Raw genomic sequence first — 25291 nt, forward strand, 5'->3', positions numbered from 1 at the left:
GCCAAGCGGGGTGCTCTTTCTCTTTGGTTACTTTCTCTTTGAGCACGCAAAGAGAAAGTAACTCGGTCGCCGAAGGCGATCGACCGCTCTTCGCTTTGAATTCGGCCAAAGGCATCGCGCGCAAGCGCGCTCCTGCAAGTGCGAGGGATCGACCGTTCTTGTGAGACGGGCGATGCCTGTCTTCGCAGGCATGACGGAGTGTGGGGACGAGGTGGGAGGCCTGTCGAAAGCCCGGCAGCCACGTCATATCTCTCAATCAAAAGAATGGCGCGCCGGCCAGACAACCGGCGCGCCACATGACACATGCTGAGCGAGCGTCAGCGCGGTTACTGCAGGATCGCTGCAGGGTCCTGCGCCTGCTTCAGCGCCGCGCACAGTTCGATCGACTCGCCGGTCTGCGCCAGGCCGCGGGCGATGCCGGCCGCGTCGTCCACGCGCGAATCGAAGAAGGCGTGCAGGCGCGCGGACTCGGCGGTGCTGCAGCCACCGGCTGCGGCCAGCGACGGCAGGCGGCCGCCGGCGAAGCTGCCGGTGCGCTCGAGGATCCGCGGGTAATGCGCGGTGAACCACTGCCACATCGCATCGCGCTGGGCGATGGTGTCGCGCTCGCCCATCAGCAGCATGCCCATCTCGCCTACCTTCACCGTGTCGGTCAGGGCGAAGTTGCGCACCTGTTCGGCCAGCGCCGGATCGTCGGCGCGCGACAGCCCGTCGAGGATGCCGTTGCGCAGCGCCGGGTCGCTGGTGTGGGGCAGTTCGGCGATCAGCGTGTCCACCGCGGATTTTCCGTGCGTCTGCACTGCCATGCCCAGCGCATCACCGAGCAGGTCGGGGTTGGCGGCGGCCAGGTCCAGGCGACCGTTGGCGCCGGGCTTGAGCGCCGCCTCGCCCTGCTTGAGCAAGGCCGCGCGCACTTCCGGCACGCGGAAGTCGAACGCCAGCGCGTCGGCGAGCGTGCTGCGCAGCAAGGCCGCTGTATCCATCTCGCCGGCCACGCGCTGGTAGCCGAGCTTCTGCAGCCGCGGCAGGTATGCCGCGCGAACCCAGCCGTCCACGCGTGCACGCTGCGCGTCGGTGCGCGCCGCGTGGTGCGCGATCCACGCCAGCTGGCCCAGCGGGGCGGTGGCGACGTCGGAGATCGGCGAGGCGGTCAGCGGCTTGAACGCGGCCAGCACGTCGCCGGCATCGAGATCGCCGCGACGGAAACTGGCGCTGACCGCATCGGCATACGCGAGCTGCTCGGCGTCGCTGAGCTGGCCGACCACGGCGGTCAGCCGGGCCAGTTGCGGCTTGTCGAGGCTGAAACGGTAATAGCCGTTGGCGTTCGCGTTGGGCATGACCCAGGTCGGCTTGCCGGCACCGGGCAGCGCCATCGAGCCGCTGGCCTGGTCGAGCATCTTGCACTCCACCTTGCTGGACTGCGCTTCATCCTTGCCGTTGGCGCGGGTGCCGTAACGCACGCACACCGGCACGCCCCACAGGCGCTGTGGGTCGCCCTTGCTGCCCAGCGGCAGGTAGCGATCCTGGCTCAGCCGCAGCACGGTCTGGCCGCCCTTGTATTCCAGCTTGGTGCGCACGTAGGGCACGCCGGACTGGTTGAGGAAGCTCTCGAATGCGTGCTTGAACGGCGCGCCCTTGCCCGCCGCGTCGGCGATGGCGTCGACCAGATCATCGGCGGTGGCGTTGCCGAACTTGTGATCCTGGATGTACGCGCGCATCCCCTTGCGAAAGATCTCCTCGCCCACGTAGTTCTCGAACATGCCCAGCACGCTGGCACCCTTCTGGTAGGTAATGCCGTCGAACGCGGTAGTGATGTCGCCGTTGCCGGTGATCGGCTGGCGCACGCTGCGCGCGCTGACCATGCTGTCGCTGCCCATCGCGCGCTGGCCGCCGCGCACGCGGTCGAGATCGGCGCGGTATTCCGGATGCACCTGCATCGTCACCTTCTGCTGCATCCAGGTGGCGAACGCCTCGTTGAGCCAGATGTCGTTCCACCACTCGGTGGTGACCGTGTCTCCGGTCCACATGTGCGCCAGCTCGTGCGCGGTGACGTTGAACGAGCCGCGCACGTTGCGCGCGGGGGAATCGTTGTCGAGCAGCAGCAGCCAGTCGCGGAAGGTGACCAGGCCGGGGTTCTCCATCGCGCCGGCGGAGAAATCCGGCGCGGCCAGCAGGTCGAGCTTGTCGAACGGATAGCCGAAGCCGTAGTAGTTCTCCAGCGCGTGGATGATGCTGGGCGATTCGGAGAGGACATGCTGCATGCGATGGCCCTCGCCTTCGGCGGCGACGCCACGCAGCTGCAGCGGCTTGGCGCGGTAAGCGGTCGGCGAAATGTCCGGGCCGGCGACGACGTCCCACGGGCCGACCGCGAAGGCCACCAGGTAGGTCGGCAGCGGCACGGTGCGGGTGAAGGTGACGGTCTTCCAGCCCTTGCCGGCGCTCTGCTCGCTCACCGGCTTGGTGTTGGCCACCACGGTCTCGTCGGCGGGCGCGGTGATGGAGATGTCGAACGGAGTCTTGAAGCCGGGCTCGTCGAAGCCGGGAAAGGCGAAGCGCGCGCTGATCGGTTCCATCTGGGTCATCGCATACGGCTTGCCCTTGGCGCTGACCTTGTACAACCCCTGCAGCTGCGCATTGAGCGGCGCGGTGTACTCGAACTTCACGCTGAGCTGCTGCGGCTGCAACACGCTGCCGAAATCCACCCGCGCCACACCGGCCTTCGCATCCGCCGCCACGTACTTGCCCACGTGCACCGCGCCGGCAGCATCGGTGATCTCCACCCTCGACACCTTCAGGTCGGCGCCGTCCAGCCACAGGTGGTCGGAGGCCTTTTCGAGCTTCACCTCGATCGTCGTGGTGCCGGAGAAATCTGCCTGCGCAGGGTCCACCTTGAACGCCAACTGGTACGACTGCGGCATGGCCCAGCCGGGCAACCGGCCGCTGGGCGCCTGCTCGGCGGAAGCGGCCAGGGTCGAGGCGCCACAGGCAGCGAGCGCGGTGAACAAGGCGGTCTGGACAAGGCGGCGCATGGCTTCACTCCGGGACGGACAAAGCCCCACGCTAGGGGGCGGCATGACTTTCGACCCAGTGCCAGAAGGCATGGCTGGCGGCCTGCGGCATCGTCAACGCTGATTATTTGCGTGGCGCATCATAGGTATGATCTATGTTTCGACGGACCGGGAGCGGCGATGAACCTGCGCGACCTGCAATACCTCGTGGCTCTGGCGGAGCACCGCCATTTCGGTCGCGCGGCGGCCGCGTGTTTCGTCAGCCAGCCCACCCTCTCCACCCAGATCAAGAAACTGGAAGAAGAACTGGGCGTGTCGCTGGTCGAGCGCGCGCCGCGCAAGGTGCTGCTGACCGAGGTCGGCCGCGACATCGCGATCCGCGCGCGCGACGTGCTGGGCGGCGTGGAACAGATCCGCGCGGTGGCGCGGCGCACGCTGGACCCGGAGTCCGGCACGGTGCGGCTGGGCATCTTCCCCACGCTGGGGCCGTACCTGCTGCCGCATGCGCTGCCGCTGGTGCGCGCGGCCTTTCCCAAGCTGGAGCTGCTGCTGGTCGAGGAAAAGACCGAGGCGATCCTGCGCCTGCTGCGCGAGGGCCGGCTCGACGCCGGCATCCTTGCCCTGCCGCTGCACGAGGACAGCCTGCACAGCGAGTTCCTGTTCGAGGAGCCGTTCCTGCTCGCCGTATCCGACGAACACCCGCTGGCGCACCAGCCGGGGCTGCTCAAGCTGCGCGACCTGTCCCACCAGAACCTGCTGCTGCTGGAAGACGGCCACTGCCTGCGTGACCAGGCGCTGGAGGTTTGCCACATGGCCGGCGCCGGCGAGCACTCGGGCTTTCGCGCCACCAGCCTGGAGACCCTGCGCCAGATGGTGGCGGCCAACGTCGGCATCACCCTGCTGCCGGTGACGGCGGTAAAGCCGCCGGTGGCGCCGGTCGACGGCCTGCACCTGATCGAGTTCAAGGGCCACGCACCCAGCCGCCGCATCGCGATGGTGTGGCGCAAGAGTTCGGCGATGCACGCCTTCCTGCAGCGCCTGGCCGAGGTGTTCCGGCAACTGCCCGCCGAACTGCTGGATGCACATTCGGCCGCCTCGCCGGTGGCGGCGACGGAACCGGCACCCGCCACCCGCCGAAGCCGCCGCACGGCGACCGCCGCGCCCGCGCCCGCCGCCGATCCCGGCTGAACTCGCCCCGCCTCGGGAACTTCCCAAAACCCGTCGCCCCAGCGAACGCTGGGGCCCAGCGCCTTCGACTCATCGGGAAAAAAGCAGAGGCGCTGGATCCTGCCTTCGCAGGAATGACGGAACAATGGAGTTATTCGAAATCCCCTTCGCGTAAACTCCGCCCAGATCGAGGGTCGGGGCCTCCATGCGCAAAATATTGATCGCCGCCGTCGCGTCGCTGGTGCTGCTGGGCGTGCTCAAGCACCACGGGCGCGCGCCCGTGCACCCCGGCCCCGGCGTGCTGGCCCCCGCCGCGCCGGAACAGGTCGACCTCGACCACGGCGCGCAACTGCAGAAGGGCGACACCACCCTCACCACCCGCGCGCATTTCGACATCACCGCCCGCGTGCTCTCGCGCAAGGACTACGGCGGCGCCGACGGCGAGCTGGTTCCGCTGGACCTGGCCATGGGCTGGGGCCGCATGTCCGACAGCGACGTGCTGCAGCACATCGACATCCGCCAGTCCGGCCGCTTCTACTACTGGCACGTGCAGGAGTTCCCGATCCCCCGGCGCGAGATCGAAACCTCCAGCGCCAACATGCACATGATCCCCACCGACGCCGACGTGAAAAACCAGCTCGAGCAGGTGCGCACCGGCGAGGTCGTCCACCTCGAAGGCTTCCTGGTCGACGCCAGCCGACCTGGTGGGTGGCACTGGAAGACGTCCATGAACCGCGAGGACACGGGTGCGGGGGCGTGCGAGTTGATTTATGTGGAGCGGGTGGACGTGGTGCCGGCGCCATAGGAGTGTGGCGTGCCGCCGCTCAACCTGGCCTCGCACGCCCCACTGGCCGTGCAAGGCACTGGCCCGGTTCTGGGCACGGCGATCCTGCTCGAGAGCGGGGATGTCGCACGCTTCGCCTCGGTCGGTGACCACGCCTCGTACTGCCGTATGGTCGAGAGCGCACGGCTACCAGACGGCAAGCCGTGCGCTAGAACACCATCCGAACGGCCCACGAGTACGTCGGGGACTTCTTCTTCGAGGTTTCAGTCAGGGGCGCAGCTTCCCCTCACGTTATCGCAGGGAGCGAGATTTGGGACTGGGGTCCGACGCTAATCAGGCGTTTTCTTTTCAGCAGAAATAGCCTCGTGAGATTCATCCTCAGCGAAGCGATTTCGCCAGATACGGCTAATACCATCCGTCTGCCTGAGCGTCACGGGGATATCAATGCGAGAGGTACGGTCAACCTTAATCCCCATACGCCCAAGAATGCACCCAGTGAAGGACTCGGCGTCACTCAAGAGATCCTCGTAAAAAATACGAATAGGCTCTATCTCGACGGTATCGAAGATATCTTCCCAACATCTCTTCTGTTCCCTGATCAATCGCAGACACTTTTTGATATGAAAAAAATCATAAGCAACCTCAGACACATTTGCTATTCCTCCGAACCATGTTTTTGACCTCATTGCCCTCGAATAAGAAAAAGCCTGACCCAACTCATCCCTTCTCGTCAAATATAAAACATAGTTTGGCGTAATTTCCTTAAGCAGCTCAGGGTACTTTTTTGATATCTCGAGGAAATTTGAGGTAAACATCTTCCAGCCGAATACACCATTCAAAGAAGTTCTTATAATCTTCACACTCCGCCAGTAGGATTGAACATGCCCGGACAAAACTCCTCCATCACCGCTGATCGGATAACCCAGCCTCTGGTACAGATCGGCTATCACTCCAAAGTTCAAATATTCCATCGGCGATCCGAGCAGACCGGTCTGCCATAGCTTTATCGCACAATAGGTACTTCCTGAACGAGGTAGGGTCGCTAACATGTACGTACCCAACGGCTCTCTGCCGAAGCAGTTAAAATCGAACTCGGCATCATATAACCTACGTGCCAAATGCCTTCCTTGCTTTTCCATATCTTATCCACTGATCACTCAACGATCATCGAACAAAATAGAGCTAATCAATTTCTCATGCAGCCGCTCGGATTAGATGTAAGCTTCGACGACTTGTCAAAATACTTCGAATAAACCTGGGCCGCCCAAACGTTTGCATTGACAATCTGGGCGTTAGTCAGACGCTGTGCTGCAACGCGAGCATTATCCGCATAAATTTTCTTCAGACCATCTGCTGCGCCGAGTTGAAGCAATCTGTTTGCGCGATAAAGGGTAAATGGCTTGCCAATGATGTCCATAGAGGACATAACACCCATACCGTCGTGGTCAGGGCTGTCCTTGGCCAGAAGGGCGACGGCCCGCCAATCGCCTCGTTCGATAGCTTCCTTTAAATATCTATGTGCGTTAACCCTATACTCGTCGATATCAACATCTTTCGGTGTAAAAAAAGCGCCATCGACATAGCAAATGCGCGCATCTTCGTCCCCGTCCTTTGCAGCAATTATAACAGCTTTGCGAAACTCTCTTTCAAGAACACTGGGGTCCCCGCTGCACCCCCTCGATGAAGCGTTGGCTTTCGAAGATTCTTCCAGAGCCTTGCTCCATCTCGCGCACTGTTCGGAATTAACACCTTTATGCCGAGAGCAGCTATTCATCCCACTGGACAAGACCGATGCATCTAGGTAATGCGTAAAGCATTCCCTCGCGTCAAGGAATTCCCGACGATGCCCTTCTGCGATGACACTGATTCTTCCGCTAGCAATCTTGCCACTGGACGTCGGATCCACGCTCGCGGGGGGAGTGCCTTGCGCGGCCACCAAGGCTGCCCCCGATGTGATGAAACAGAGGCAGGTGGCGAGCAAGGTCATGCGTTTGGGGGCGAGTATTGTCATGATCTCTCCAATATACCTTGAAAGTTGTACGTAACTACCTGAGTGCCACAGCCCGCCTAGTTACACTTAGCCCCACCGTCTGCGACATAACCATTCTCGGCGTCTTGGCCAGCTTGGTCCGCAGCATCTTCCTCGGCTTTTTGTTGCGCCGGAGTTGCGTTTGGATTGTAATGATTTTGATGATACCATTCGTGTGCTATAATCTTTACCAGATGCGCGTCAGATTGATATGCATGTTTATATATCTCCGTTCGCGCAATATGATTCTGTTGATTCTGGTCCGCAGTTAGAAATGTGGTCGCGTCATCCATTTGCCAATATTTAGCTCCGAGAGGAAGTGGCGGATCTTCGATGGTTGACGTCGTCGTATGACTCACCCAAACTCCGTCAGCGTCCTTAGCGGTCCATCCATACACGTCTGTGAATTTGGTTGGCAAGGACGGGCTAAGCGCCCCATAGGCCAATGCGCATTGCTCCAAATGTTGCTGACTTACTGTATTGGGGACATTGTAATCATAACCGCCACCCCCACCCCCTCCCATATCGGGAGGGGGCGGCGCACTCGTTATAGGCAGACCAGAAACATAGGTCGGCGGCGGCACGGTTGCTGTGACGTTGCAGCCGTTGGCGGTGCAGGACCCATGGGTTTGTGTCTGCTCCATCGAGTCGTCGGACCCGATAATGATCTGAATTTCCTCCGGGGACAAACTCCGCATGGGTTTGTTCGGGGCGCATGTGTTCATCTCACCAATACTGCACTCATAGATGCGCTCGGAATCGCTTTGCCATTTCACCAGATTCCACGAATTTGACGCGTTGCCGCCTAATGAAGAGCTGCCGCGTGCTTCGGGATTTGGCGTCAGAACAGGGGTCAGTGTGTACTTTTTCTAAGAGGATGGTGACTTCTGCGGACAAAGAGGACGTTGCCAGTTAAGTTCGGCAAGCCTCGGAGCCGACCCTGTTCCGGTCTCACAAACGGACGCCCCATGGGCCTCTTGACCTTCAGCCTCAACCTCACCCTGGATGGCTGCGTCGACCACCGCGAAGGCATCGCCGACGACGAGACGCACGCGTTCTTCACCCGCCTCATGGACGAGAGCGGGGCGATGCTGTGGGGCCGCGTCACCTACGAGCTGATGGAAAGCTACTGGCCGGCGGTTGCCCGCGGCGAGATGGAAGCAGCGCCGGCGATGCGCGAGTGGGCAGTCAGGCTGGAGGCCAAGCCGAAGTACGTGGTGTCCTCCACGCGCACGGAATTCCCCTGGCGCCACAGCCACCATGTCGGCGGCGACCTGCGCGCGGGCGTGCAGAAGCTGAAGGACGCGACGCCGGCCGGCGTGCTCCTCGGCAGCGGCAAACTCGCGGCCGCGCTGGACCGGCTGGATCTGATCGACGAGTACAGGTTCCTGGTCCATCCCCGCATCGCCGGTCATGGGCCGACCCTGTACCAGGACGGGCTGCCCGGCACGCGACGACTGGAGCTGGTCTCGGCCACGCCGCTGCGCAACGGCGCAGTCGCCGTGCACTACCGGCGCGCACGCTGACCGGTAGTGCTCCGATGGCGAACTGATAGAGTCCTTCCGGTTGGAGTGAAGTCCGAAGCAGTGCGCGAACGGTTCGCCGCACGACTGCCACGGTCCTGCAGCCCGAGCGCGAAGCCTCTCCCATGAACCCCATCCGCATCGAACGCCTCGACCATCTCGTCCTCACCGTCAAGGACATCCCCGCGACCTGCGATTTCTACTCGCGCGTGCTCGGCATGGAGGTCGTGACGTTCGGCGCGGGCCGCAAGGCGCTGGCGTTCGGGCAAAGCAAGATCAACCTGCATCAGCAGGGCCGCGAGTTCGAGCCCAAGGCCGCCGCGCCGACGCCCGGCTCGGCCGACCTTTGCCTGGTCACCCTGGCCCGACCGCAGGCCGTGCTGGCCCACCTGGAGGCGTGCGGCGTGGCCGTACTGGAGGGGCCGGTGCAGCGCACGGGGGCCACCGGGCCCATCACCTCTGTCTACTTCAGGGACCCCGATGCCAACCTCATCGAGGTCTCGAGCTACGGCGAAGCCTGAAGGGCGCCCGACCCTGCCCCGCGCTTACCCGGGCCGGTTGCAGTTGACCATCCACATCGCGCCGTAGCGATCGGTGAGCATGCCGAAGCGCAGCGCCCAGTCGGTCTCGGCCATCGGCATGGTCACCTGCGCACCTTCGGACAGGGCGGCGAACAGGCGCTCGGCTTCCTGCGGCTGGTCGACGCTGAGCGACACGGCGTTGCCGTGGATGCCCGGATACGGGCCGCTGTCGGGATTGCACCAGTCCGAGCCCATCAGCACGGCGTCGCCCACCTGCAGGCGCACGTGGGCAATGAGGTGGCGGGTGGCGGGCGGCGCCGCATCGCCGGACATGTCGCCCATGGTCACCTTCATCGCGATCTGGCCGCCCAGGCAGCGGGCGTAGAAGTCGAAGGCTTCGGCGGCGTTGTCCTTGAAAAACAGGTAGCTCACGAGTTGCATCGGTGGTCTCCGGCGGGGTGCTCTGCAGGGATGACGAACGGCGCGGGCGCGAATCGACAGTCAGCGCGAATCAGGCGGCCACGGCGATTTCGGGGAAGGGTTCGCGCCAGGTTTCGAGCTCGTTCATGCGCTCGTGCCAGCGCTGGACGGCAGGGAACTCGGCCAGCGGGATGTGCGCGCGGGTCGCGTGCGGAAGCGCCACGGCGAGCGCGAAATCGGCCAGCGTGAGCGAGTCGCCGACGACGTAGTTGCGATGTTGCAGATGGCCGTCCAGCACCGCCGCAGCGCGGCGCCATTCGTGAGAAGCCCGCTCCACTTCGGCGGCGTCTGCCTCGCCCAGGTTGAAACGCGGCCTGATGATGTGCTCGAAGTAAAGCGCGCCGCCGGGCCGGGTGAAGTGCTGATGGTTCCAGCTGAACCAGCGGACCACCTCGATCTGGCGTGCGTCCTGCGGCCACAACTCCGAGTCGCAGCGCGCGGCGAGGTGGCACATGATCGCGTCCGCCTCCCACAGCGCCAGCGCGCCGTCGACCAGGGTAGGCACCTTGCCGTTGGGATTGAGCGCCAGGTAGTCGGGGCGGCGGTGCTCGCCGCGGCCGAGGTCGAGATAGACGTATTCAACCGGGGATTCCAGGTATTTCGCGACCGCGCACGCGGAGCGCGGCTTCAACACGTCGGACCAGTAGAGCTTCATGGTGGGGATTCCTCGCGAAGGTGGGGACTTCCTGCCACGACGAACGGCATCCCCGTGAATCGACAAGCGCCGCTCACCCGCGCGGATGATGCTGCGCGTGCAGCCGTTTCAGCCCCTCCTTCGCCACCAGCGTGTAGATCTGGGTGGTGCTGAGCGAGCTGTGGCCGAGCAGCATCTGCAGCGCGCGCAGGTCGGCGCCGTGGTTGAGCAGGTGGGTGGCAAAGGAATGACGCAGCACATGCGGCGAGATGCGTTTGGCGTGGATGCCGACCTGCTGCGCGTAGCGCTTGACCAGGGTCCAGAACATCTGCCGGCTCATGCCCTCGCCGCGGTTGCTCAGGAACAGCGCCGCGGGCTGCCGGCCGCGGGCCAGCGCCGGCCGGGCGTCGGCGAGGTAATCGCCGATGCGCGCCAGCGCTTCCTCGCCCACCGGCACCAGCCGGTCCTTGCCGCCCTTGCCGGTGATCCGCAACACGCCTTGGCGGGTGTTCAGCGCCGCCAGCGGCAGTTCCACCAGCTCGGACACGCGCAGGCCGGAGGCGTACATCAGCTCCAGCATGGCGCGGTCGCGCAGGCCCAGCATGGTGCCGGTGTCGGGCGCGCCGAGCAGGCCCTCGATCTCGCGTTCGGCCAGCGCCTTGGGCAGGCTGCGTGGCATTTTTGGCCGCTCGATCAGCAAGGTGGGGTCGACGAAATCCGGCTCGTCGCGGGCCACGCAGGCGTAGTAGCGGCGAAACGCCGACTGCCGTCGCGCGATCGAGCGGACGGCCGCCGCCTGGGTGCCGTGGTAGGCGGAGATGTCCTCGCGCGTGGCCGTGCGCAGGCTGCGTCCGCGCGACGCCAGCCAGCGCGCCAGCGCTTCCAGATCGCGCCGGTACGCTTCGAGCGTGCGCTCGGCCAGGCCGTCCTCTGACCACACCCGCTCGATGAACAGCGCGATGCCGCGGCGATCGGCTTCGGCGATACTGGCGGGGTTTTCTTCCTTGTCCATGCGCACGATGCTGACCATCGCGCGCGCTCCACGCAAGCGATCCGATGCCGATGCCCGCCCGTTCCGACACGCCCTCCGCCATGCCCTGTCCGCTGTGGCGGCGCCTGCTCGCACTGGTCTACGACCTGCTGATCGTGGTGGCGATCGTGATGGTGGTGGGCCTGCTCAGCCAGCTGGCCACCGGCGGGCAACTGGTGCAGGGCGCCGATCACGCGCAGGTGCCGGCGTGGTACCGGCCGCTGCAGGGGCTGGTGGTGTCGGCGTACTTCATCGGCTCGTGGCTGCGCGGCGGCCAGACCGTGGGCATGCGGCCGTGGCACATCCGCGTGACCGCTCGCGACGGCGCCGCGCCGACCTTGCAGCAGGCGGTGCTGCGTCTGCTGGTCGCTGCCGCGCCGATGCTGCTGCTGATGCTGGCGCCCGTGCTGGGCCTGCGCGCCACCTTGTGGCTGCTGCTGGCGGCCTGGGGTGCGTGGTTTGCGGTGGCCTTGTTCGACCCGCGCCGCCGCGCGCTGCACGATATCGTCGCGGGCACCGAGTTGCGGCAAACGGGCTGAGCTTCACGTATTGCACAGCGCCGACGCGGTTCAATCCGCCGATGCCCTCCCCGCCCGCCGCCGAGCTTCGCAGCAACGACGAGTCGATCCGCCGCAACCGTGGCTTCTACGAGCCGTTGTGGACGCGGGCGAACCTGGTCGAACCCTCGCGCTTCAATACCTGGCCCTTGCTGCAGGCGTTGGCGGACGAAGCACCGCGCCGGCTCGAAGTGGCGCCCGGACTGCGCCCGCGGCTGCCGCTGCGCGGCACCTGCTTCGTCGACTTGAGCCATGCCGCAGTACGGCGGCTGCAGGCCAGCGGGGCCACCGCGGTGCATGGCCTGATCGGCGCGCTGCCCTGGCGCGACGCCAGTTTCGACCTGGTCTGCGCGCTGGACATCCTCGAACACGTCGCCGACGACCACGGCGCGCTGGCGGAACTGGCCCGCGTGGCGGCTCCCGGCGCGCGCGTGCTGATGTCGGTGCCGCTGCACCCGCAGGCATGGACCGCGTTCGACGACTGCGTGGGCCACTGTCGCCGCTACGAGCCGGCGCAGATCCTCGCCCTGCTGGCCGAACACGGCTTCGTGCTGGAACACAGCGCGGTTTACGGCATGCAGCCGAATTCGCCGCGGTTGCTGGCCATGGCCGAGTGGTTCCTCGAGCACCAGCGCGAACGCGCGATGTGGTGGTACAACCGCGTGTTCATGCCGCTGGGCCTGCATTTCCAGCAGCCGCTGCGCTGGCGCGAGGGACTGGGCAATACCGACGGCGTGGACGAAATCCTGCTGCGCTGCCGCCGCGCAGGTTGAGACCCAGCTCTCTGCCGCATTGCAACACCAGCCGGTCATTCCCGCTAAGATGCAACGGTTTACGACCAACGGCCACCCCATCCGATGCTCTATCAAATCCATGAATGGCAGCGCTCGCTGCTCGGTCCGCTGAGCTACTTCGCCGAGGCCAACGCCCGCATGCTCAGTGCCCGCGGCAACCCGTTCGCCGCCTGGCCCGGCGTGCAGCGGCTGTCCGCCGCCAACGAGCTGGTCTACCGGCTGGGCAAGGATTACGAGAAGCCCGCGTTCGGCATCCATGCCGCCGAGGCGCACGGGCAGGAAATCGCGGTGATCGAACGGGTGGCGCTGGCCAAATCTTTCTGCCAGCTCAAGCGCTTCAAGCGCTTCAGCGACGACCCGGCCACCATCGAGAAGATGAAGAAGGACCCGGTGGTGCTGGTGGTGGCGCCGATGTCCGGCCATCACGCCACCTTGCTGCGCGACACCGTGCGCACGCTGCTGCGCGACCACAAGGTGTACGTCACCGACTGGGTCGATGCGCGCATGGTGCCGGCCGCCGAGGGTACCTTCAGCCTGGACGACTACGTCGCCTACGTGGAGGATTTCATCCGCCACATCGGCGCCGCATCGCTGCACGTGATTTCCGTGTGTCAGCCGACCGTGCCGGTGCTGGCGGCGGTGTCGCTGATGGCCGCGCGCGGCGAAGCCACCCCGCGCAGCCTGACCATGATGGGCGGCCCGATCGACTCGCGGCGCAGCCCCACCAGCGTCGACAACCTGGCCACCCGCCAGCCGCTGTCGTGGTTCAAGGGCAACGTGATCCATACCGTGCCGCCGAACTATCCGGGTCACGGGCGCGAGGTCTATCCGGGTTTCCTGCAGCACGCCGGCTTCATCGCGATGAACCCCGGCCGGCACATGAGCTCGCACTGGGACTTCTACCAGGACCTGCTGCGCGGCGACCAGGACGACGCCGAGGCGCACCGCAAGTTCTACGACGAGTACAACGCCGTGCTGGACATGCCGGCGCGGTTCTATCTCGACACCATCGAGAAGGTGTTCCAGCAGTTCCTGCTGCCGCGCGGGCTGTGGGATGTGGCCGGCGAACGCGTGGAGCCGGCCGCGATCCGGCACTGCGCGCTGCTGACCATCGAGGGCGAACTGGACGACATCTCCGGCCTGGGCCAGACCGAAGCGGCGCACGACCTGTGCAGCAGCATCCCGGCGAAGCGCCGCGCGCACAAGGTGATCGAAGGCGCCGGCCACTACGGCATCTTCAGCGGCAGGCGCTGGCGCGAGACGGTCTACCCGCAGGTGCGCGACTTCATCCGCCAGTTCGACCAGCCGTACAAGCCCGCCGGACGCCGCCGCGGCGACGCGAAGTAGCGCAACGGCTCAAGCGCCAGGCCAGCCCCACAACTCGTGGTCGAGGTCGCCGTCCAGGCCGAAGCGCGACAGCGGCACGCGGCCGTTGACCACCTCCACGCCCTCGGCGCGCAGGCGTCGGCACTGCTCGCGGAAACCGCGGCTGCCCGGCGGCATCGCGACGTGGCCGCTGGCCCGCAGCACGCGGAACCACGGCAGTTGCATGCCCTCGGGCACCTCGCCCAGCAGCCGCCCGACCAGCCGCGCCCGCCCCGGCAGGCCCGCGCGTGCCGCGATCGCGCCGTAACTGGCAACGCGGCCGGGCGGAATCGCGGCGATGGCGGCATAGATGCGGGCGTTGCGGTCTTGCATGGCGGTTCCGACCAGGTGGGGTGACTCGGCAGGCGAGGCCCGACAGAGTAACCTCGGGCTCTGTCCCACGGGAATGGCACCATGCGCCACTTCGAAGCCGTGCGCTCCCACCTTGCCGGCGCGCACCAGCTGCACCACAACGACCCGTACCTGATCAGCTTCGACCTGGCCCTGAGCCAGGGCCGCTACCAGGGCATCTACCTGGCCGAGCTGGAGGGCGAATCCGGCCGTCGCTACCTGCGCGTGTCCACCCCGATCGGCCCGCTCGCCGGCACCGATCCGCAGCGCTGCCTGCGCTTCAACTGGGAACAGCGTACCGGTTTCCTGGCCGTGGCCGACCTGGACGGCTCGCCCTACCTGCACCTGTGCGAGAACCGTCTGTACGAATTCCTCGACGCCGCCGAGCTGGACCGGGTGATCCGCGTGCTGGGCAAGCTGGGCGACCGACTGGAGCAGGTCATCGCCAGCGAAGAGGATGCCTTGTAGCGGCGGCTCAGAACGCCGCGCGATACGCCATCACGAAGCCGTAGGCCAGCAGCGCGGTGATCGGCAGGGTCAGGATCCACGCCCACACCATCCGCTCCACCACCGACCAGCGGATCGCGCTGAAGCGCTTGGCCGCGCCCACGCCCATGATCGAGGACGACACGATGTGGGTGGTCGACACCGGGATGCCGAACACCGAGGCGCTGAGGATCACCAGCGCACCGCTGGTTTCGGCGGCGAAACCGTTGATCGGATGCAGCTTGACCATCTTGTGGCCCAGCGTCTTGATGATGCGCCAGCCGCCGCCGGCGGTGCCCGCCGCCATGGTCAGCGCCGAGACCACCTTCACCCACACCGGGATCACGAAGCCGCCGGCGGGGTTCTCGTCGATGCGCAGGAAGCCGAGCATCCACGGCAGATGGTCGAACTGATGCGCCGCGGTGGCGCCGGCCAGCGCCAGCGCGATGATGCCCATGCTCTTCTGCGCATCGTTCATGCCGTGCGCCACGCCCATCGCGCCGGCCGAGAGGATCTGCGCCTTGCCGAACAGCGCGTTGACGAACGGCGTGCGGCCGAACCGACGCGACCAGCCCTGACGGCTGGCGAACCACGACAGCAGCGCGTACAGCAAACCCATCACGATGAAACCGATGATGAAGCCGCCCACCGGCGACACCACCATCGGGATGATGACCTTGGGAATGACGCCGCTGCCTTCGAACCAGCCGCCATGGATCCAGATCACCGAGTCGAAGTTGTTGCCCGACGCGGCCAGCGCGGCGCCGACCAGGGAGCCGATCAGCGCGTGGCTGGAGCTCGACGGCAGGCCCAGCCACCAGGTGATCAGGTTCCACACGATCGCCGCCAGCAGCGCGCAGATCAGCAGCTGCGAGCTCACCTCCAGCACGCCGGCATTGATCAGGCCCGAGGCGATCGTGGCGGCCACGGCGGTGCCGAGGAAGGCGCCGACCAGGTTGGTGCCGGCGGCCATCAACACGGCCTGGCCCGGACTGAGCACCTTGGTGGCCACCACCGTGGCGATGGAATTGGCGGTGTCGTGGAAGCCGTTGATGTAGGTGAACGCCAGCGCGATCACCACCACCGCGATGACGACGCTCATGCGCGAACTCCCGCGGCAAGGCGGCGGCCGGCGGCCGAACGAGGCGAAAGGCGCAGGGTCACGAGCGGGCCCTCAGGAGTTCTTCAGCACGATCGAGTAGACGATATTGCCCACGTCGCGACACTTGTCGATGGCCTTCTCGATCAGCTCGAACAGATCCTTGGCCAGCATCGCGCGCATCGCGTCGCTGCCTTCGACATACAGGGTGCGGTACGGCGCCAGCAGCATGCGATCGCCCTCCGACTCCAGCGCCTGCAGGCGATCCTGCAGCTTCTTCACGCGATCGATGCGCAGGCCGTTGCGCAGCTCGCCGACCATCTCGGCCACCACCTCGCTGGAATGCAGCAGCACCTGCGCGCGCTGCGCGAAATCCACGCCGCCCAGGCGGGCGGAGACGATCTCGTAGCGCTCGGCGAATTTCTCGATGGTCTTGGGGATCTTGTAGAGCGAGGAGTTCAGCGCCTCGATGTCCTCGCGATCCAGCGCGGTGACGAAGGTGTTGACCAGCCCCTCGCTGATCTGCGCGGCCAGCTCCTTCTCCCGCGCGCGGGTCGCCGCGAAGCGCGCCATCACCGAGCCCTGGTCCGGCTTGGTCAGCAGATCGTGCAGGGCCTGGGCGCTTTCGCTGGCGGCGCTGGCGCTCTGTTCAAGCAGGCCGTAGAACTTGTCGCCTTTGCCGAAAATCGTCTGCAATGAAAACATGCTGGCCATGCCTGAAGGAGCGGGATGACGGAAATGTTACAGGATGCCCGTGCTGCCATGCATCAATATCCGCGTGAAGCGGAGCCCCGCTGCCCTTACACTGTGCCCATGCACCCTCCGACACCTTCGCCGCGATGCTGACCGAAATCGCGCTCGTCTTCGTGCTTGCGCTGTGCAACGGCTTCTTCGCGCTGTCGGAGATGGCCATGGTCGCGTCGCGGCCCAGCCGCCTCAAGCAGATGGCCCGCACCAGCCGCAAGGCCGCGGCCGCGCTGCGCCACGCCGAGGCGCCGGAGCGCTTCCTCTCCACCGTGCAGGTCGGCATCACCCTGGTGATGCTGGTGACCGGCGCGGTTGCCGGCGATGCACTGGGCGCCCACATCGCCGCCGTGCTGACCGGCGAGCACATGGCCTGGCTGCTGCCGTACGCGCGCGGCGCGGGCATCGTGCTCGGTTTCGCGCTGATCTCGTACATCCAGATCGTGATCGGCGAACTGGTGCCCAAGCGGCTGGCGCTCGCCGCACCGGAGAAGGTGGCGTCGTACGCCGCCATCCCGATGCTGGTGCTGGCGCGGATCACCTCGCCGTTCGTGTGGCTGCTCAACGCATCCAGCGGCCTGCTGCTGCGCCTGCTGCGCATCAATACGCACGGCCGCGGCGTGGTCACCGAGGAGGAGATCCGCCTGCTGGTTGCCGAGAGCGTCGAGGCGGGCGTGATCGACGAGGACGAACACAACATGGTCAACCGCGTGCTGCGCCTGGGCGACCGCACGGTGGACAGCGTGATGACGCCGCGCATGCGCATCGCCTGGCTGGACCTCACCGCATCGCGCGAGGAGAACATCGAGGTGATGCGGCAGACGCCGTACTCGCGCTACCCGGTGTACCGCGGCGACGAGAGCGACGTGGTCGGCGTGGTCGAGGTCAAGCGCATGCTGCACAGCTTCGCCGAAGGCAGCCCGGAGTTGTTCGGCCATCTGTCCCGGCCGCTGTTCGTGCCGGCCACGGCGCGCGCCCTCGACCTGCTGGAGGAGTTCCGCGACGCGGAGACGCCGCTGGCCCTGGTGGTGGACGAGTACGGCGACATCGAGGGCGTGGTCACCGTCAACGACCTGCTGGCCGCGGTGGTCGGCGCCAGCCAGATCGGCCACGGCGGCAGCGACGAAAGCCCGATCAAGCAGCGCGCCGACGGCAGCTGGCTGATCGACGGCAGCCTGTCCACCGACGACCTGCGCGAACTGCTGCGCACCGGCGAACTGCCGGGCGAGGCGGACCACGATTTCCGCACCGTGGCGGGCATGGTGATGACCGCGTTGGGCCACGTGCCGCAGGTCGGCGAGGTATTCGCCTGGCGCGGCATCCGCTTCGAGGTGGTCGACCTGGACGGCGCCCGCATCGACAAGCTGCTGGTCACCCCGGCGCCGTCGCTGGCGGAAGAAGGGGAAGAGGAGAGTGGCTGAAAGCGCAGCTCAGGCGTGAGTGAAGAGAAATGTAGGGCGGGCACCGCCCGCCGCCCTTGCCCCGTTGCGGCATCGCCAAAAATGGCGGGCAGTGCCCGCCCTACGGATCGTGCCGTTTCGCCAGGCCGGCCATGCGCTGCGCGTCGGCCAGGATGCCGTGCAGCACACGCAACTCGCGCTGGTCCGGCTGGGCGCGCTGGAACAGCTTGCGCAGGCGCAGCATGATCGTGGTCGGCTCGCGGCCCTTGTGGAACTCGATGTCGTCCAGTGTCTGCGCCAGATGGCGGTAGAACTGTTCCATCAGGGCGGCATCGGCGAGCGGCTCGTCGTGCTCCGGCGGTGGCGCGGGCACTTCGTCGCCCAGGGCCGCCATGCGCAATTCGTACGCCATCACCTGCACCGCCTGCGACAGGTTGAGCGAGCTGAAATCGTCCACGCTGGGAATCCGCACCATCGCGTGGCAGTGCGCCAGCTCCTCGTTCGCCAGCCCGCTGCGCTCGTTGCCGAACAGCAGCGCCACTTGTTCGCCGCGCCGCGCGACAGCCAGCGCCTGTCGCGCGGCTTCGCGCGGCCCGATTTCCGGCAGGGTGATGCCGCGCCGACGCGCGGAAAGGCCCAGCGCGAAACTGCAGCCGGCCAGCGCGTCGACCAGCTCGCCGTGCACGCCGGCATGCTCGAGCACTTCATCGGCACCGGCCGCCAGCGCGTTCGCCTCGCGGTCGGGGAAATGTGCCGGGCTGACCAGCTCCATCCGCGCGAAACCCATCGTGCGGATCGCCCGTGCCGCGCTGCCGATGTTGCCCGGGTGCGAGGTACGCACCAGCACGAAGCGGAGGCGGGAAGCGAGGTCGGCGGTGTCGGGCATGCGCGGATCGGCGTGGCGGGCGGAACACGCAAGGATAACGGACAAGTGCCGGCGCCGGCCGCTTTCCGCCCGCAGCGGCGGGCGGCCTGCTAGAATCGGCGGCCGCAAACCCCGCTCTCTTCCAAAGTCGATACCCATGGCCAGACCACACGTCACGATCGCGGCGCGCGCCGCGCGTTCCGCAGGCAATGTGATCCTGCGCTACATGAACCGCATCGACGGCCTGCACGTGGTCGAGAAGCAGCAGATGGATTTCGTCTCCGAGGTCGACAAGCTGGCCGAGGCGGAAATCGTCAAGGAACTGCGCCGCGCCTACCCCGACCACGCCATCCTCGCCGAGGAAAGCGGCGCGACCGGCAAGGGTCCGCTGACCTGGGTGATCGACCCGCTGGACGGCACCCACAACTACCTGCGTGGCATCCCCCACTTCTGCGTGTCGATCGCGCTGCTGGAAAAGGGCGTGCCGATCCACGCGGTGGTATTCGACCCGCTGCGCGACGAGCTGTACACCGCCAGCAAGGGCGACGGCGCCTACCTCAACGATCGCCGCATGCGCGTGGGCAAACGCGAGAACCTGGGCGGCGCGATGATCGCCACCGGCTTCCCGTTCCGCCAGCGCGAGCACCTCGGCCCGCAGCTGGACATGACCCGCGCCATCCTCGGCCAGGCCGAGGACATCCGCCGCTCCGGCTCCGCCGCGCTGGATCTGGCCTATGTCGCCGCCGGTCGCTACGACGGCTATTTCGAGATCGGCCTGAAGCCCTGGGACATGGCCGCGGGCGTCTTGCTGGTGCACGAGGCCGGCGGCCGCTACTGCGACTTCGCCGGCCGCGACGGCATCCCGGAAAGCGGCAACCTCATCGCCGGCAACCTCAACGTGGCCAAGGCGATGGTCGACGCCATCGGGCAACAGGCGACACCGGCGCTGCTCAAGGCTTGAGGTAGCCGCGCGCTACTGTGCCCACGCAGTTCACCGGTTCCCATCTGAAAGCGGCGGACACTTCGCGATATCAGGTTCACCGATGCGAGTCGCCGAAATGATGTCCGGCGGCACGGGCGGTGAATCGGGTGCCACGGCCCCGACAGCACCTCCCCAAATAGCGCTCGTGCCGCCGAGCCCCGTCGGCGTAGGGTGCAGACTTACTCCGTAACCACCATCGGGGGAGCGCACGAGTTCCAGTTCGACGGTGTGTTCGCGCAGGCTCCAGGAAAAGAAGCCTTGCGCGGGAACGTAGTCACCCTCCGCTGGTGCGCCAACGCGTTCAAGCACGAAGCAGGCATTGTCAGGATCACGCCGAAGCGAATCGCGAAACGTGTAGCCCTGCCGATCCAGCAGGGGTTGCTCGAAGAGAACCATCGTCCCGCTACGGAACACACGAGCTGACGACCCTGCACAGGAACCATGGCAGATTCGCACCACATAGGTGCCCGCGTAAACCGCAGGATGAGTTGCCGAATAGGGCTCGACCGTGCTTCCAAGAAGCGCCGCGATCACGACGCCGGAGAACAGCCACGACATGGCATCGACTCCCGATGTTGCTCCGAGGAATCATGCGCGTGCGAAACAGCTCGCACAAGAACGACTCGACAACTGCGCGCGCCAACAAGGCCATCGGCGCCTGGCGCGGTTCGCCCGGTCGCACGCTGGCGACCGGGCAATGGACAGACTACTTCACGACCAGGTTCGCCTGCATCGTCGGGTGGAACTTGCAAAACACCACGAAGGTGCCGGCCTTCGCCGTCAGGCGCGCCGTGGCGCCCGGCTTGAGATCAACGTCGAAGCTGCCGTCGCGGGCGGTGGCGCTGTGTTCGAGGATGCCGTGGTTGGCCCATTCGATGATGTCGCCGGCGCGCACGTCGGCAGGCATCGGGCCGAAGGCCATCTTGTCGATCACGACCACGTGCACGCGCGGGGCGGTCGCCGCGCCGGCGGCGGTGGCCGACACGAAGCCGCCCACCAGCGCCAGCGCGATGCCGAGCCAAAGCATCATGCGAAGCATGGCGCGCGCCCTACTTCAGGCTCTGCGCCAGATGCTCGGCATGCATCTGGTGCGACTGGAACAGCTTCAGCCCGGTTTCCAGCAGCGACTTCAGCTCCGCGTTCTGTGCCGCCGGAATCAGCGTGCCGCTCAACGCACCGTTGACGGTCTGGTGGAAGGCGACTTCGTTGGCAGCGTAGGCCTTGTCGTAGGCATCGCCGCTCAACGCGGCGAGTTTGGCCTGTTCGGCCGCGGCGGCGCTGGCCAGCGACTGGCTGGTCGCGTTGTCCTCGGGCGTCACGCCCAGCTTCTTCACCAGCGCCAGCGCCTGCTCGTTCACCGCCGCGTGGTCGCGTGCCATTTCCTCGGCGAAGGCGCGCACCGCCGGGTTGTGCGACTTCTGCAGCGCCTGCTTCGCCGCGGTGACGTCGATCGCGCCGGCGGTGTAGGCGATGTGCGCGATCTGCGCGTCATTGGGAGCCGGCGCGGCGGCATCGGCCTGCATGGCGGGACCGGCGGCCAGCGCCAGACCGAGGATGAGGGCAAACAGCGGCTTGTTCATGATGGGTGATTCCTTGGGTTTGATGGGCGGCACGCAGCGGCCGCCCGTGCCCATCTGATGCAACCGCGGCGCGCCGGTTCCCGCCAATCGGTCACGGGCCGCGGGAACCTCGCGGCATGCAAATGCATCGGATCGGGTGTAGAAGGAGGAAACCATGCCCAACCAAGCCCGTATTGCACCCGTCGACTACGCCACCCTGGATGACCACGCGCTGGTGGCGTGCGTCCGCAACGGCGAGCGCGCGGCGTTCCGACACATCATGCAGCGCTGCAACCAGCGCCTGTTCCGCGTCGCGCGCGCGGTGATCGGCGACGACTCGGAAGCGGAAGACGTGCTGCAGGAATCGTATATGCGTGCCTATGACAAGCTGGATTCATTCCGCGGCGATTCGACCCTGTCGACCTGGCTGACCACGATCGTGCTCAACGAGGCCCGTGGCCGCCTGCGCAAGCGCCACACCATGGTCGGGCTGGAACAGGTGGACGCCGCACCCGACGACACGCACCAGATCATCCGCTTCCCCTCGGCCTTCGGCAGCGAGGACCCCGCCGCCTCCGCCGCCCGCGCGCAGATCCGCCACCTGCTCGAGCACGCCATCGACGAACTGCCGCCGGCTTTCCGCGTGGTGTACATGCTGCGCGAGGTCGAGGAATGCAGCGTGGAGGAAACCGCCAGCCAGCTCGGCATCAAGCCGGAGACGGTGAAAACCCGCCTGCATCGCGCCCGCCGCCAGCTGCGCGCCGCGTTGCACGACAAGCTCGCCACCACCGTCGGCGAGGCTTTCGCCTTCATGGGTCGCCGCTGCGCCCGCGTCACCGACGCGGTGATGGCGCGACTGGACGCCGAGACGGGCGAGGCCTGACGCCGGTCAGGACGCGCCAGCCCCACCCTCGCGCAGGAAATCGCGCAGGAACGGGATGGTGACGCGCCGCTGCGCGGCCAGCGAGGCGGCGTCCAGCTTGTCGAGCAGGTCGAGCAAGGCGCCGAGGTCGCGCGCATAGCGGGCGAACAGCCAGTCAAGCACGCTGTCGTCCAGCTCGATGCCGCGCGAGGACGCCTGCGCCTTCAACACCGCGCGCCGTTCGTCGTCGTCCAGCGGCTTCAACGCGAACTGGGTGCAGGCGCCGAGGCGCGAGCGCAGGTCGGGCAGCTCGATGCCCATCTGCGCGGGCGCGGCGTCGGCGGCGAACAGCAGCGCGTGACCTTCGGCTCTCGCGCGGTTGTAGAGGTCGAACAGCGCATGTTCCGCATCGCGCTTGCCGGCGATGGAACCGAGATCATCCAGCGCCAGCAGCTCGCTGCCGGCGACGCCGCGCATGACGGCCGCGGCATCACCCATCGTGGCCAGCGGCAGGTATTGCGCGCGCCGGCCGGCCGCGGTGGCGGCCTGGCAGGTGGCCAGCAGGAGGTGGCTGCGGCCGCTGCCGGCCACGCCATGCAGGTAGATCCAGGGCACACCGGGCTCCACCGCGAAGCGGCGCAGCGCGGCCAGCGCGGCCGCGTTGGCGCCGGCGTGGAAATGCTCGAAGCGCTGGCGTCGCGGCCAGCGCAGCGAGAGCGGCAGTTGCCGGTTCATTCGGCCGGCCGGTCCCCCGGCGCGGGCGCCACCTGCGCCCCGGCAGCGACGTCGCCATCGGCGCGCACGGCCACCTCGACCTCGGCGATCACCGGATCGGCGGGCCCCTCGTCGTTGTAAAGCTCGCTCATCCGGTAGCGCTCGACCAGATAGCGCAGCAACACCACGATCACCGACGCGGCGGGCAAGGCCAGCAGCACGCCGAGGAAGCCGAACAGGTAACCGCCGGCCAGCACCGCGAAGATCACCGCCACCGGATGCAGGCCGATCTTGTCGCCAACCAGCTTGGGCACCAGCACGTAGCCTTCCAGCAGCTGGCCCAGCATGAACACGCCGCACACCATCAGCACGTGGGCCCAATCGCCGAACTGCACCAGCGCAGCGATGATCGCGGCGACGAAGCCGATGATGAAACCGAGATACGGCACGAAACTGAGCAGGCCGGCGACCATGCCGATCAGCAGGCCGACCGACAGGCCCACCAGGCCCAGCCCGGTGCCGTAGAACACGCCCAGCGCGAGCATCACCAGCAGCTGGCCGCGCACGAAGGCGCCGAGGATGGCATCGGACTCACGCGCCAGGTGCGCGATGGTCGGCTGCACCGAGCGCGGCAGCATACCGTCGATGGTGGCCACCAGCCGATCCCAGTCGCGCAGCAGATAGAACGCCACCACCGGGATCAGCACCAGGTTGGTCAGCCACATGGCGATGCCGACGCCCGAACGCGAGACCTTGCCGATCACCGCGGTGGCGACGCCGCCGATCGAGCCGATGTGCGCCTTGAGGGTGCCGAGCAGGCGCTCGCTGTCGAAGGTGTGCGGGTCCAGGTGCAGTCGCGCCTGCAGCCATGGCCAGGCCACGTTCTGCGCCCAGTCGCCGTAGCGCGGCAAGTTGCTGACCAGGTTCTCGACCTGGTGAACGATCATCGGGATCAGCAGCAGCAGCACGCCGACGACCACCACCAGGAGCACCACGAAGACGATCGTGGCCGCCCACATCCGCTTCAGCCCCAGCCGCTCCAGCCGGTCGGCCAGCGGATCGCCCAGGTAGGCCAGCATCGCGGCGATCGCGAACGGCATCAGCACCGGCGCCAGCAGCCACAGCAGATAGACAATGACGGCGGCGAGCGCGAACAGCTGCCAGCGCCGCGAGATGTCCTTGTCCCGGGTCACCCGATCCACCGCCTTCACCGCAGCCAGCGCAAGTTGGCGTCCGCACCCTCGTGCGGTTCGCCCTGCAGCAGCAAGCGCCCGCCCGCGGCGAGGCTGGTGGCCAGCGCCTTGATCGGCATCGACGCGGTGACACCCAGCAGGACGCCGTCGTTCAGCGCACCGATCGTGGTCACCTGGTGCACCGAGGGATCGCTGTCGAGCGTGGCGAGCAGGCTGGCGTACTCATCGGCCGAATCCACGCCGCTGATCCACAGCTTGCCTTCGCTGGTCGCCGCGCCGATCACGTTGAGCTGCTTGCCCAGCCGGTCGACCAGGCCGTTGCCGGCATCGGCCAGCACGCCATCCTCGTCCGTACCCTGGTTGCTCCAGCGCTGCGCCTGGCCGCCGGCAATCAGCGTCCAGTCCGCGGTGCCGGCGTGCAGGCTGCCGAGCAGGACCAGGCCGGTGTGGTACTGCCGGTTGATGCGCGCCAGAGTGGCCGGGTCGGCCGCCGCGACCAGCGCCGGATCGGGCTCGCTGCCGGGCTCGGGGAAGACCACCGTGGTGCCGCGCGCCGCGGCAGTGGTGGCCAGGCTGGCCAGTTGCGCCGGATCGACGGCGCTGCCGTCGGCCTGCCGCACCAGCAGCAGCACCGGCGGCTTGATCCCCGCGCTGGCCACGCCGAGCTTGCCGATCAGCCGACGCACCGAGGCCGGCGCGAAATCCACGTCCAGCACCAGGCCGGTGGCGGCGCGCTGGTACTGGAACTTCTGCACCAGCGAACTGGCGCTGCCCAGCGCCTCGGCGTAGCCCGGGTTGGCGCGCAGGTCCTGCCCGCCGGCCACCCGCGCCATCACCTGCGCCAGCGCGGTGGAGAACGCCTGGTCGCGCTGCTCGTCGCTGGTGTCGGTCACCGGCACGGTGACCGAATACGGCGAGCCGGCCGCCTGCGCATGCAGGCGCGGCAGCGCCGCCAGCCCGAGCAGCAGGAACACGATCCACAGACGGTGCAGGCGCATGGGCACGGCGATCTTCCTGAAGAAAACACGGGTGAAGTCTGCCCAATCCCGCCCGCAGCGTCCATCCATGCGGTGCGGCGGCGACCGGATGCCGCGGGTTTCGGTGGCGCATGCTGCTAAACTTGCGTGTTTCTGCCACGCCGGTT

28 protein-coding genes are annotated in these 25291 nt (G+C 66.8%); 11 read left to right on the forward strand and 17 right to left on the reverse strand.

Annotation, left to right across the window (positions count from 1 at the left end):
- Positions 1–326 precede the first annotated feature (326 nt).
- The gene (locus ACVCMI_RS15355; protein ID WP_447098236.1) at positions 327–3029 is read right to left on the reverse strand and encodes a M1 family metallopeptidase; all 2703 of its coding nucleotides are present in this window, start codon (positions 3027–3029) and stop codon (positions 327–329) included.
- Positions 3030–3188: 159 nt separating this feature from the next.
- Between ACVCMI_RS15355 and ACVCMI_RS15360 the strand changes: the two genes are divergently transcribed.
- Both ACVCMI_RS15360 and ACVCMI_RS15365 read left to right on the forward strand, forming a co-directional pair.
- Positions 3189–4196, forward strand: coding sequence for a LysR substrate-binding domain-containing protein (locus tag ACVCMI_RS15360; protein ID WP_447098235.1), 1008 nt, complete (start codon positions 3189–3191; stop codon positions 4194–4196).
- 184 nt (positions 4197–4380) lie between these two features.
- On the forward strand, positions 4381–4980 hold the full coding sequence (locus ACVCMI_RS15365) for a hypothetical protein (protein ID WP_447098234.1): 600 nt from the start codon (positions 4381–4383) through the stop codon (positions 4978–4980).
- A 308-nt stretch (positions 4981–5288) separates the two neighbouring features.
- Here ACVCMI_RS15365 and ACVCMI_RS15370 read toward each other — a convergent pair whose 3' ends face one another.
- Genes ACVCMI_RS15370 through ACVCMI_RS15380 form a run of 3 tightly spaced genes read right to left on the reverse strand, consistent with a single transcriptional unit; the run spans position 5289 to position 7764 of the window.
- Positions 5289–6098 carry a Stf0 family sulfotransferase gene (locus tag ACVCMI_RS15370; protein ID WP_447099568.1) on the reverse strand — a complete coding sequence of 270 codons (810 nt, stop codon included), beginning with the start codon at positions 6096–6098 and terminating at the stop codon, positions 5289–5291.
- 47 nt (positions 6099–6145) lie between these two features.
- Entirely contained in the window at positions 6146–6970 is an 825-nt protein-coding gene (locus ACVCMI_RS15375) for a hypothetical protein (protein ID WP_447098232.1), read from the reverse strand.
- Positions 6971–7026: 56 nt separating this feature from the next.
- A complete protein-coding gene (locus ACVCMI_RS15380) occupies positions 7027–7764 on the reverse strand; it encodes a hypothetical protein (RefSeq protein WP_447098231.1) in 738 nt (245 codons plus the stop codon).
- A gap of 192 nt (positions 7765–7956) precedes the next feature.
- Between ACVCMI_RS15380 and ACVCMI_RS15385 the strand changes: the two genes are divergently transcribed.
- Together ACVCMI_RS15385 and ACVCMI_RS15390 are read left to right on the forward strand one after the other, a co-directional pair.
- The gene (locus ACVCMI_RS15385; RefSeq protein WP_447098230.1) at positions 7957–8514 is read left to right on the forward strand and encodes a dihydrofolate reductase family protein; all 558 of its coding nucleotides are present in this window, start codon (positions 7957–7959) and stop codon (positions 8512–8514) included.
- Between the two features lie 131 nt (positions 8515–8645).
- On the forward strand, positions 8646–9032 hold the full coding sequence (locus tag ACVCMI_RS15390; RefSeq protein ID WP_447099532.1) for a VOC family protein: 387 nt from the start codon (positions 8646–8648) through the stop codon (positions 9030–9032).
- Positions 9033–9056: 24 nt separating this feature from the next.
- Here ACVCMI_RS15390 and ACVCMI_RS15395 read toward each other — a convergent pair whose 3' ends face one another.
- From ACVCMI_RS15395 to xerD, 3 genes are all read right to left on the reverse strand, one after another.
- Positions 9057–9473: a VOC family protein gene (locus ACVCMI_RS15395; protein WP_447098229.1), complete on the reverse strand. Its 417-nt coding sequence runs from the start codon at positions 9471–9473 to the stop codon at positions 9057–9059.
- Between the two features lie 70 nt (positions 9474–9543).
- Positions 9544–10167, reverse strand: coding sequence for a glutathione S-transferase family protein (locus ACVCMI_RS15400; RefSeq protein ID WP_447098228.1), 624 nt, complete (start codon positions 10165–10167; stop codon positions 9544–9546).
- A gap of 73 nt (positions 10168–10240) precedes the next feature.
- The gene (xerD, locus tag ACVCMI_RS15405) at positions 10241–11176 is read right to left on the reverse strand and encodes a site-specific tyrosine recombinase XerD (protein ID WP_447098227.1); all 936 of its coding nucleotides are present in this window, start codon (positions 11174–11176) and stop codon (positions 10241–10243) included.
- Between the two features lie 32 nt (positions 11177–11208).
- Between xerD and ACVCMI_RS15410 the strand changes: the two genes are divergently transcribed.
- From ACVCMI_RS15410 to ACVCMI_RS15420, 3 genes are all read left to right on the forward strand, one after another.
- The gene (locus tag ACVCMI_RS15410; protein ID WP_447098226.1) at positions 11209–11715 is read left to right on the forward strand and encodes an RDD family protein; all 507 of its coding nucleotides are present in this window, start codon (positions 11209–11211) and stop codon (positions 11713–11715) included.
- Positions 11716–11756: 41 nt separating this feature from the next.
- Positions 11757–12506 (forward strand): class I SAM-dependent methyltransferase, encoded by a 750-nt coding sequence (locus tag ACVCMI_RS15415; RefSeq protein WP_447098225.1) that lies wholly within the window; start codon positions 11757–11759, stop codon positions 12504–12506.
- A gap of 84 nt (positions 12507–12590) precedes the next feature.
- Positions 12591–13874 (forward strand): polyhydroxyalkanoate depolymerase, encoded by a 1284-nt coding sequence (locus ACVCMI_RS15420; RefSeq protein ID WP_447098224.1) that lies wholly within the window; start codon positions 12591–12593, stop codon positions 13872–13874.
- A gap of 9 nt (positions 13875–13883) precedes the next feature.
- Here the strand turns inward: ACVCMI_RS15420 and ACVCMI_RS15425 are convergent, their stop codons facing one another.
- Positions 13884–14225, reverse strand: a complete 342-nt coding sequence (locus tag ACVCMI_RS15425; RefSeq protein WP_447098223.1) for an MGMT family protein — start codon at positions 14223–14225, stop codon at positions 13884–13886.
- Positions 14226–14306: 81 nt separating this feature from the next.
- Between ACVCMI_RS15425 and ACVCMI_RS15430 the strand changes: the two genes are divergently transcribed.
- On the forward strand, positions 14307–14711 hold the full coding sequence (locus ACVCMI_RS15430) for a hypothetical protein (protein ID WP_447098222.1): 405 nt from the start codon (positions 14307–14309) through the stop codon (positions 14709–14711).
- 7 nt (positions 14712–14718) lie between these two features.
- Here the strand turns inward: ACVCMI_RS15430 and ACVCMI_RS15435 are convergent, their stop codons facing one another.
- Both ACVCMI_RS15435 and ACVCMI_RS15440 read right to left on the reverse strand, forming a co-directional pair.
- Positions 14719–15831: an anion permease gene (locus ACVCMI_RS15435; RefSeq protein WP_447098221.1), complete on the reverse strand. Its 1113-nt coding sequence runs from the start codon at positions 15829–15831 to the stop codon at positions 14719–14721.
- 72 nt (positions 15832–15903) lie between these two features.
- A complete protein-coding gene (locus ACVCMI_RS15440; protein WP_136259163.1) occupies positions 15904–16533 on the reverse strand; it encodes a DUF47 domain-containing protein in 630 nt (209 codons plus the stop codon).
- Between the two features lie 134 nt (positions 16534–16667).
- Between ACVCMI_RS15440 and ACVCMI_RS15445 the strand changes: the two genes are divergently transcribed.
- Entirely contained in the window at positions 16668–17993 is a 1326-nt protein-coding gene (locus ACVCMI_RS15445) for a hemolysin family protein (RefSeq protein ID WP_447098220.1), read from the forward strand.
- A 100-nt stretch (positions 17994–18093) separates the two neighbouring features.
- Here ACVCMI_RS15445 and ACVCMI_RS15450 read toward each other — a convergent pair whose 3' ends face one another.
- Positions 18094–18858: an RNA methyltransferase gene (locus ACVCMI_RS15450; protein ID WP_447098219.1), complete on the reverse strand. Its 765-nt coding sequence runs from the start codon at positions 18856–18858 to the stop codon at positions 18094–18096.
- A 136-nt stretch (positions 18859–18994) separates the two neighbouring features.
- Between ACVCMI_RS15450 and ACVCMI_RS15455 the strand changes: the two genes are divergently transcribed.
- Positions 18995–19798 carry an inositol monophosphatase family protein gene (locus ACVCMI_RS15455; RefSeq protein WP_395120013.1) on the forward strand — a complete coding sequence of 268 codons (804 nt, stop codon included), beginning with the start codon at positions 18995–18997 and terminating at the stop codon, positions 19796–19798.
- 30 nt (positions 19799–19828) lie between these two features.
- Here the strand turns inward: ACVCMI_RS15455 and ACVCMI_RS15460 are convergent, their stop codons facing one another.
- From ACVCMI_RS15460 to ACVCMI_RS15470, 3 genes are all read right to left on the reverse strand, one after another.
- On the reverse strand, positions 19829–20377 hold the full coding sequence (locus ACVCMI_RS15460; RefSeq protein ID WP_447098218.1) for a hypothetical protein: 549 nt from the start codon (positions 20375–20377) through the stop codon (positions 19829–19831).
- A gap of 148 nt (positions 20378–20525) precedes the next feature.
- On the reverse strand, positions 20526–20849 hold the full coding sequence (locus ACVCMI_RS15465) for a cupredoxin domain-containing protein (RefSeq protein WP_447098217.1): 324 nt from the start codon (positions 20847–20849) through the stop codon (positions 20526–20528).
- 19 nt (positions 20850–20868) lie between these two features.
- Positions 20869–21399: a DUF4142 domain-containing protein gene (locus tag ACVCMI_RS15470; protein WP_447098216.1), complete on the reverse strand. Its 531-nt coding sequence runs from the start codon at positions 21397–21399 to the stop codon at positions 20869–20871.
- 154 nt (positions 21400–21553) lie between these two features.
- Between ACVCMI_RS15470 and ACVCMI_RS15475 the strand changes: the two genes are divergently transcribed.
- The gene (locus ACVCMI_RS15475; RefSeq protein WP_447098215.1) at positions 21554–22261 is read left to right on the forward strand and encodes an RNA polymerase sigma factor; all 708 of its coding nucleotides are present in this window, start codon (positions 21554–21556) and stop codon (positions 22259–22261) included.
- 6 nt (positions 22262–22267) lie between these two features.
- On the opposite strand, the gene hda is transcribed toward ACVCMI_RS15475, so the two are convergent.
- From hda to ACVCMI_RS15490, 3 genes are read right to left on the reverse strand one after another with little or no spacing between them, the layout of a single operon-like run.
- The gene (gene hda, locus ACVCMI_RS15480; protein WP_447098214.1) at positions 22268–22975 is read right to left on the reverse strand and encodes a DnaA regulatory inactivator Hda; all 708 of its coding nucleotides are present in this window, start codon (positions 22973–22975) and stop codon (positions 22268–22270) included.
- The gene (locus tag ACVCMI_RS15485; RefSeq protein WP_447098213.1) at positions 22972–24147 is read right to left on the reverse strand and encodes an AI-2E family transporter; all 1176 of its coding nucleotides are present in this window, start codon (positions 24145–24147) and stop codon (positions 22972–22974) included. Before ACVCMI_RS15485 ends, hda begins: the two co-directional genes overlap by 4 nt.
- Positions 24148–24161: 14 nt before the next feature.
- Complete coding sequence (locus tag ACVCMI_RS15490) at positions 24162–25145, reverse strand: DUF2066 domain-containing protein (RefSeq protein ID WP_447099531.1); 984 nt, start codon at positions 25143–25145, stop codon at positions 24162–24164.
- Between the last annotated feature and the right edge of the window lie 146 nt (positions 25146–25291).

The organism is Rhodanobacter sp. UC4448_H15 (assembly GCF_052978265.1).

Excerpts from the sequence above, each read along its gene's own strand:
- ACVCMI_RS15355 (WP_447098236.1), bottom strand. The coding sequence starts at position 3,029 with ATGCGCCGCCTTGTCCAGACCGCCTTGTTCACCGCGCTCGCTGCCTGT.
- ACVCMI_RS15400 (WP_447098228.1), bottom strand. The coding sequence starts at position 10,167 with ATGAAGCTCTACTGGTCCGACGTGTTGAAGCCGCGCTCCGCGTGCGCG.
- ACVCMI_RS15455 (WP_395120013.1), top strand. The coding sequence starts at position 18,995 with ATGGCCAGACCACACGTCACGATCGCGGCGCGCGCCGCGCGTTCCGCA.
- ACVCMI_RS15465 (WP_447098217.1), bottom strand. The coding sequence starts at position 20,849 with ATGATGCTTTGGCTCGGCATCGCGCTGGCGCTGGTGGGCGGCTTCGTG.
- ACVCMI_RS15425 (WP_447098223.1), bottom strand. The coding sequence starts at position 14,225 with ATGCAAGACCGCAACGCCCGCATCTATGCCGCCATCGCCGCGATTCCG.
- hda (WP_447098214.1), bottom strand. The coding sequence starts at position 22,975 with ATGAACCGGCAACTGCCGCTCTCGCTGCGCTGGCCGCGACGCCAGCGC.
- xerD (WP_447098227.1), bottom strand. The coding sequence starts at position 11,176 with ATGGTCAGCATCGTGCGCATGGACAAGGAAGAAAACCCCGCCAGTATC.
- ACVCMI_RS15410 (WP_447098226.1), top strand. The coding sequence starts at position 11,209 with ATGCCCGCCCGTTCCGACACGCCCTCCGCCATGCCCTGTCCGCTGTGG.
- ACVCMI_RS15420 (WP_447098224.1), top strand. The coding sequence starts at position 12,591 with ATGCTCTATCAAATCCATGAATGGCAGCGCTCGCTGCTCGGTCCGCTG.
- ACVCMI_RS15435 (WP_447098221.1), bottom strand. The coding sequence starts at position 15,831 with ATGAGCGTCGTCATCGCGGTGGTGGTGATCGCGCTGGCGTTCACCTAC.
- ACVCMI_RS15475 (WP_447098215.1), top strand. The coding sequence starts at position 21,554 with ATGCCCAACCAAGCCCGTATTGCACCCGTCGACTACGCCACCCTGGAT.
- ACVCMI_RS15370 (WP_447099568.1), bottom strand. The coding sequence starts at position 6,098 with ATGGAAAAGCAAGGAAGGCATTTGGCACGTAGGTTATATGATGCCGAG.
- ACVCMI_RS15445 (WP_447098220.1), top strand. The coding sequence starts at position 16,668 with ATGCTGACCGAAATCGCGCTCGTCTTCGTGCTTGCGCTGTGCAACGGC.
- ACVCMI_RS15375 (WP_447098232.1), bottom strand. The coding sequence starts at position 6,970 with ATGACAATACTCGCCCCCAAACGCATGACCTTGCTCGCCACCTGCCTC.
- ACVCMI_RS15440 (WP_136259163.1), bottom strand. The coding sequence starts at position 16,533 with ATGTTTTCATTGCAGACGATTTTCGGCAAAGGCGACAAGTTCTACGGC.
- ACVCMI_RS15490 (WP_447099531.1), bottom strand. The coding sequence starts at position 25,145 with ATGCGCCTGCACCGTCTGTGGATCGTGTTCCTGCTGCTCGGGCTGGCG.
- ACVCMI_RS15430 (WP_447098222.1), top strand. The coding sequence starts at position 14,307 with ATGCGCCACTTCGAAGCCGTGCGCTCCCACCTTGCCGGCGCGCACCAG.
- ACVCMI_RS15460 (WP_447098218.1), bottom strand. The coding sequence starts at position 20,377 with ATGTCGTGGCTGTTCTCCGGCGTCGTGATCGCGGCGCTTCTTGGAAGC.
- ACVCMI_RS15365 (WP_447098234.1), top strand. The coding sequence starts at position 4,381 with ATGCGCAAAATATTGATCGCCGCCGTCGCGTCGCTGGTGCTGCTGGGC.
- ACVCMI_RS15470 (WP_447098216.1), bottom strand. The coding sequence starts at position 21,399 with ATGAACAAGCCGCTGTTTGCCCTCATCCTCGGTCTGGCGCTGGCCGCC.
- ACVCMI_RS15450 (WP_447098219.1), bottom strand. The coding sequence starts at position 18,858 with ATGCCCGACACCGCCGACCTCGCTTCCCGCCTCCGCTTCGTGCTGGTG.
- ACVCMI_RS15385 (WP_447098230.1), top strand. The coding sequence starts at position 7,957 with ATGGGCCTCTTGACCTTCAGCCTCAACCTCACCCTGGATGGCTGCGTC.
- ACVCMI_RS15360 (WP_447098235.1), top strand. The coding sequence starts at position 3,189 with ATGAACCTGCGCGACCTGCAATACCTCGTGGCTCTGGCGGAGCACCGC.
- ACVCMI_RS15395 (WP_447098229.1), bottom strand. The coding sequence starts at position 9,473 with ATGCAACTCGTGAGCTACCTGTTTTTCAAGGACAACGCCGCCGAAGCC.
- ACVCMI_RS15415 (WP_447098225.1), top strand. The coding sequence starts at position 11,757 with ATGCCCTCCCCGCCCGCCGCCGAGCTTCGCAGCAACGACGAGTCGATC.